A 4,948-nucleotide genomic window follows, 5' to 3' on the forward strand; every position below is an offset into this window, starting at 1 on the left:
AACTACAAAGTAGGTCAAGTCGACGAACAAGGTCACTGGACAGGTGATGACGCTACAACAGGTAAAGTTGTTGAAGGCGACAAGAACGTAACTTACGTCTACAAACTTAAAGAAGATCCAACGAAACCTAAAGAAGGTGACGTAATCATCACTTACGTAGACGAAAAAGGTAAAGAAATCAAGAAACCTCGTCAAGACACACCAAACTCACCATATGATACTCCATATAACACAACTGAGGAAGGTGAAAAACCTAAGACAATCAAGACTCCAGACGGTAAGACATACAAGATCGTACCGAAAGGTGACTACCCAGTAGGTAAAGTTGATGGCGATGGACACCTTGAATCATCTGACCCAATTAAAGGTAAAGTTGATAAACCACGTTCAATCATCACTTACGTCTACAAAGAAGTGAAGGGTGACGTTTACGTTCACTATAAAGATACTGAAGGTAACACAATCAAGACTTCAGTTGTTGATGAAAAAGATCAACCAGTCGATAAAGACTACGATACAGTAGTAGACAATCGTCCTAAGACTATCACAACAACTGATGGTAAAGTTTACGAATTGGTACCAGCAGGTAACTACACTGTAGGTAAAGTTGATGGACAAGGTCACCTTGAGTCATCAGACGCTACAACAGGTAAAGTTATCGAAGGACGTAAAGATGTTACTTACATCTACAAACTTAAAGAACAACCAGCACAACCTAAGGGTAATGTTTACGTTCACTATGTAGATGAAAATGGTAACACTATCAAACAATCTGTAACAGATGAATTTGGTCAACCTGTAGGTAAAGATTACGATACAGTAATCGATAACCGTCCTAAGACAATTGTTACTGCTGATGGTAAAGTTTACGAATTGGTACCACAAGGTAACTACCCAGTAGGTTCTGTAGATGGTGATGGTCACTTGACAACAACTGACCCAGTAACTGGTAAAGTTATCGAAGGTGATAAGAACGTAACTTACGTTTACAAACTTGTCGATACAACTCCAGAAAAACCAGTAACACCAACTCCAGGTAAACCTGAACAACCAACTCCAGGTAAACCAGTTGATCCAGCTCCTAAAGCTCCAGCTAAAGCTACTCCAGTTAAACCTGCACAAGAAATGGCACAATTGCCAAACACTGGTGAAGAGTCTAACGTAGCAGCTACAGCAGCTCTTGGATTGCTTGCAACTGCATCTGGATTGGCTCTTGCGGCAAAACGCAAAAAAACTGAGGAATAATATTCCTTCGACTTACCCCTAAAACTTATGAGTGACTAGTCCTAATAAAAACTAACTACTCTTAAGTAAGAATAAGCCGATTAGCTTCGTTCTAAAAAAGACACATTCCGATATGGGATGTGTCTTTTTGTTGTGTTTGAAAATGAGAGAGGATGTCTTAAATGTTAGTCTAAGTCTCATTTAGGCTTAGTATTAGAGAGTAAAGGCTTAGTTTAGTAAGCTAAAATCTTAGATGTGGAAGAAGTATACTTTGAATTTTAAGACAACTTTAAGTTTTGTTTTGCAAAATGTAAGATGGGTGAAAATGCTATGAAACAAGCATTTTCAATATTTATACAGCATAAAGCGTTTGCAATCGTTTTTGAGGGAAATAATAGTTTATATTAGAACTTACAAGAATTTTATGATAAAATTTATCGGTGAGTTTTAATACATAAAACAAGAATGGAGTAGATATGTTTTTTAGAAGGAACGAAGGGGAATATCGCGAAACTGATCGCGTGACTCGTTTTAAATTGATTAAATCAGGTAAGCAATGGCTTCGTGCTGCGACATCTAACTTTGGACTTTTCAAGGTCGTTAAAGGTGGGGCAGACGCACCATCAGTTTCAGCACAAAGTGTTGAAGAGAAAACACCGCTTCTATCAGGGCAAGCTCTCCTTAAAGGGATTGCGGCGGCAGGTGCAGTAGCTGGAGGCGCAGTAGCGACTTACACTGCCCAAGCGGAAGAAACGACGACTCCGGCTTTGGAAAGTCAAGTAACTGCTAATCAAGATGTGGCAGTAAACTCTGAGTCAGTGGTATTGAGTGCAGCACCAGCTTCTGAAACTTCAGCAGTAGCATCAACAAGCCAAGAGTCTACAAGCTCATCAGTAGATGCTCAAGCAAGCACAGAAGCATCAGTTTCAGTATCACAATCTGTGTCTCAATCAATTTCTGCTGAATTGTCACAAGCTATCTCTGAATCTGCATCACTCAGCAAGGAGTACTCAACTTCTGATAGCCAGTCACAAACTGAAAGCACAAGTGGTTCAAATTCTGAATCAGCTTCTGATTCAGCAACTTCAACAAGCTCAGTTGCTTCAGAAACTGCAAGCCAAGATGATGAAAAATCTGTTTTGGACCAAAACGTTTCAGAAGCAGAATTACTTGTTAATATTGCTAAAAACTACCAAGCAAAATTGACAGACACAGCTGCTAAGGCTGAAATTCAAACGGCTATTACAACCGTTCAAGAAGAAGTCACTAAGTCAACGACATTGATCGCGGCATCAGCAACAAACGCAGCTTACGCAGAACAGCGTGAGCGTCTTGGTAATGCCGTCGATAACATGATGACCAAGCTGACAAATGCTGGTTTCAATGGGAACTCTACAGTGAATGGCACACCAGCTATCACTTCAAACCTTAACCTAGCGACTGGTGAAACTAAGGTGTATACAGGAACTGGAACAGACTCAAACTATAATGTTCCAATTTACTATACATTGAAAGTGACAAATGACGGGACAAATCTGAATTTTGTCTACACTGTTTCCTATGTTAATCCTGCAACATCAACCCTTGGGAATATTTCGAAGATGAGTCCTGGATATTCTATCTATAATACAGGAACATCTACACAAACGATGTTTACTTTAGGTAAGGGACTTACTCCTCCAACAACTGTAACGTCTTATATTACAGATAAAAATGGTAACCAAATTGCAAATCCTAAGGCTAATACAACACCAGTAACAACTCAAGGAAATGGTCTCACTTGGTCAAATGGTTTCCAAATGAATGGTTACCAGGCTAAACAAAGCTATGGTCTGACAACAACTTGGACTGCTAAAATCACTGGTGATGATACATCCTTCACATTCTCACCTTATGCAGGTAAGACTGATACGATTGCCGTTAACTTCTTTAATGGTAGTCAGGTTATCGAGTCTGAAGCTGATACAACGAGTGCATCTCTAAGTGCTTCTCAAAGCATCGTAGAAAGTACTTCAACAGTAGAGTCTCAATCAGTATCAACAAGTAAGATAGAATCTGCATCAGTTTCAGCATCTGAGTCAGAGGTTGTTTCATCTTCTCTTTCTCAATCAGAGGAAGCATCAGCATCCCTTTCAGAGAGTATTTCGGAAAGTCTTCTTGAAAGTGCCTCAACAAGTGCTTCAGTGAGCGCATCACAGTTGGAGTCAAATTCAGTCTCAGCTTCAGAAAGTGCGTCAACATCAACATCACAGTCTGAATCGAACTCAACTTCAGCATCTGAAAGTGCCTCAACATCAATCTCTCAATCAATCTCAAATTACGAGTCAGCTTCAGAGAGTGAGTCAGTATCTGAATCGCAGTCAGTCTCAAACTCAGAGTCAGCCTCAGAGAGTGAATCAACATCAGCTTCACAATCCGAGTCAAACTCAGTTTCGACTTTAGTGAGTGAATCAACGTCAGCGTCACAATCAGAATCAAATTCAGTTTCAACCTCAGAGAGTGAGTCAACGTCAGCGTCACAATCCGAATCAAACTCAGTTTCTACTTCAGAAAGTGAATCAACGTCAGCATCACAATCCGAGTCGAACTCAGTTTCAACTTCAGAGAGTGAATCGACATCAACATCACAATCAGAATCAAACTCAGTTTCAACTTCAGAGAGTGAGTCAACGTCAACATCACAATCAGAATCAAACTCAGTTTCAGCTTCAGAAAGTGAATCAACATCGACATCACAATCAGAATCAAACTCAGTTTCTACCTCAGAGAGTGAATCGACATCAGCTTCACAATCAGAATCAAACTCAGTTTCAACTTCAGAAAGTGAATCAACGTCAGCGTCACAATCCGAGTCAAACTCAGTTTCTACTTCAGAGAGTGAATCAACATCAGCATCACAATCCGAATCAAACTCAGTTTCGACTTCAGAGAGTGAATCAATTTCAGAATTACAGTCTGTTTCTAATTCCGAGTCAGCCTCAGAAAGTGCATCAGTCAGCGAATCACAATCAGTGTCTAATTCCGAGTCAGCCTCAGAAAGTGCGTCTGTATCTGAATCACAATCAGTGTCTAACTCAGAGTCAGCCTCAGAAAGTGCGTCTGTCTCAGAATCACAGTCTGTATCAAACTCCGAATCAGCGTCAGAGAGTGCATCAGTTTCTGAATCACAGTCTGTATCAAACTCAGAGTCAGCATCAGTAAGTGTATCAGTAAGCGACTCACAATCAGTGTCTAACTCAGAATCAGCGTCAGAGAGTGCGTCAGTTTCTGAATCACAGTCTGTTTCAAACTCAGAATCAGCGTCAGAAAGTGAATCGACATCAGCATCACAATCAGAATCAAACTCAGTTTCTACTTCAGAGAGTGAGTCAACATCGACATCACAATCCGAGTCAAACTCAGTTTCTACTTCAGAAAGTGAATCAACGTCAGCTTCACAATCCGAATCGAATTCAGTTTCAGCTTCAGAAAGTGCATCAATTTCAGAATCACAGTCTGTATCAAACTCAGAATCAGCGTCAGAGAGTGCATCAGTAAGCGACTCACAATCAGTGTCTAATTCCGAGTCAGCATCAACAAGTGCGTCTGTATCTGAATCACAATCAGTGTCTAACTCAGAGTCAGCATCAACAAGTGCGTCTGTATCTGAATCACAGTCTGTATCAAACTCCGAATCAGCGTCAGAGAGTGCATCAGTTTCTGAATCACAGTCTGTATCAAACTC

General features: G+C 40.4%; 2 protein-coding genes. Both read left to right on the forward strand.

Annotated features, from left to right (window positions below; genetic code table 11):
* Positions 1 to 1,245 (forward strand): MucBP domain-containing protein (locus tag H7U01_RS10035; protein ID WP_260318086.1); only part of this gene is annotated, 1,245 nt, incomplete at its 5' end.
* A 455-nt stretch (positions 1,246 to 1,700) separates the two neighbouring features.
* On the forward strand, positions 1,701 to 4,948 hold a 3,248-nt coding region (locus H7U01_RS09025; protein WP_201041471.1), incomplete at its 3' end, for an accessory Sec-dependent serine-rich glycoprotein adhesin.

It is taken from the genome of Streptococcus sp. 21.1 (assembly GCF_016648635.1).
GTDB lineage: Bacteria > Bacillota > Bacilli > Lactobacillales > Streptococcaceae > Streptococcus.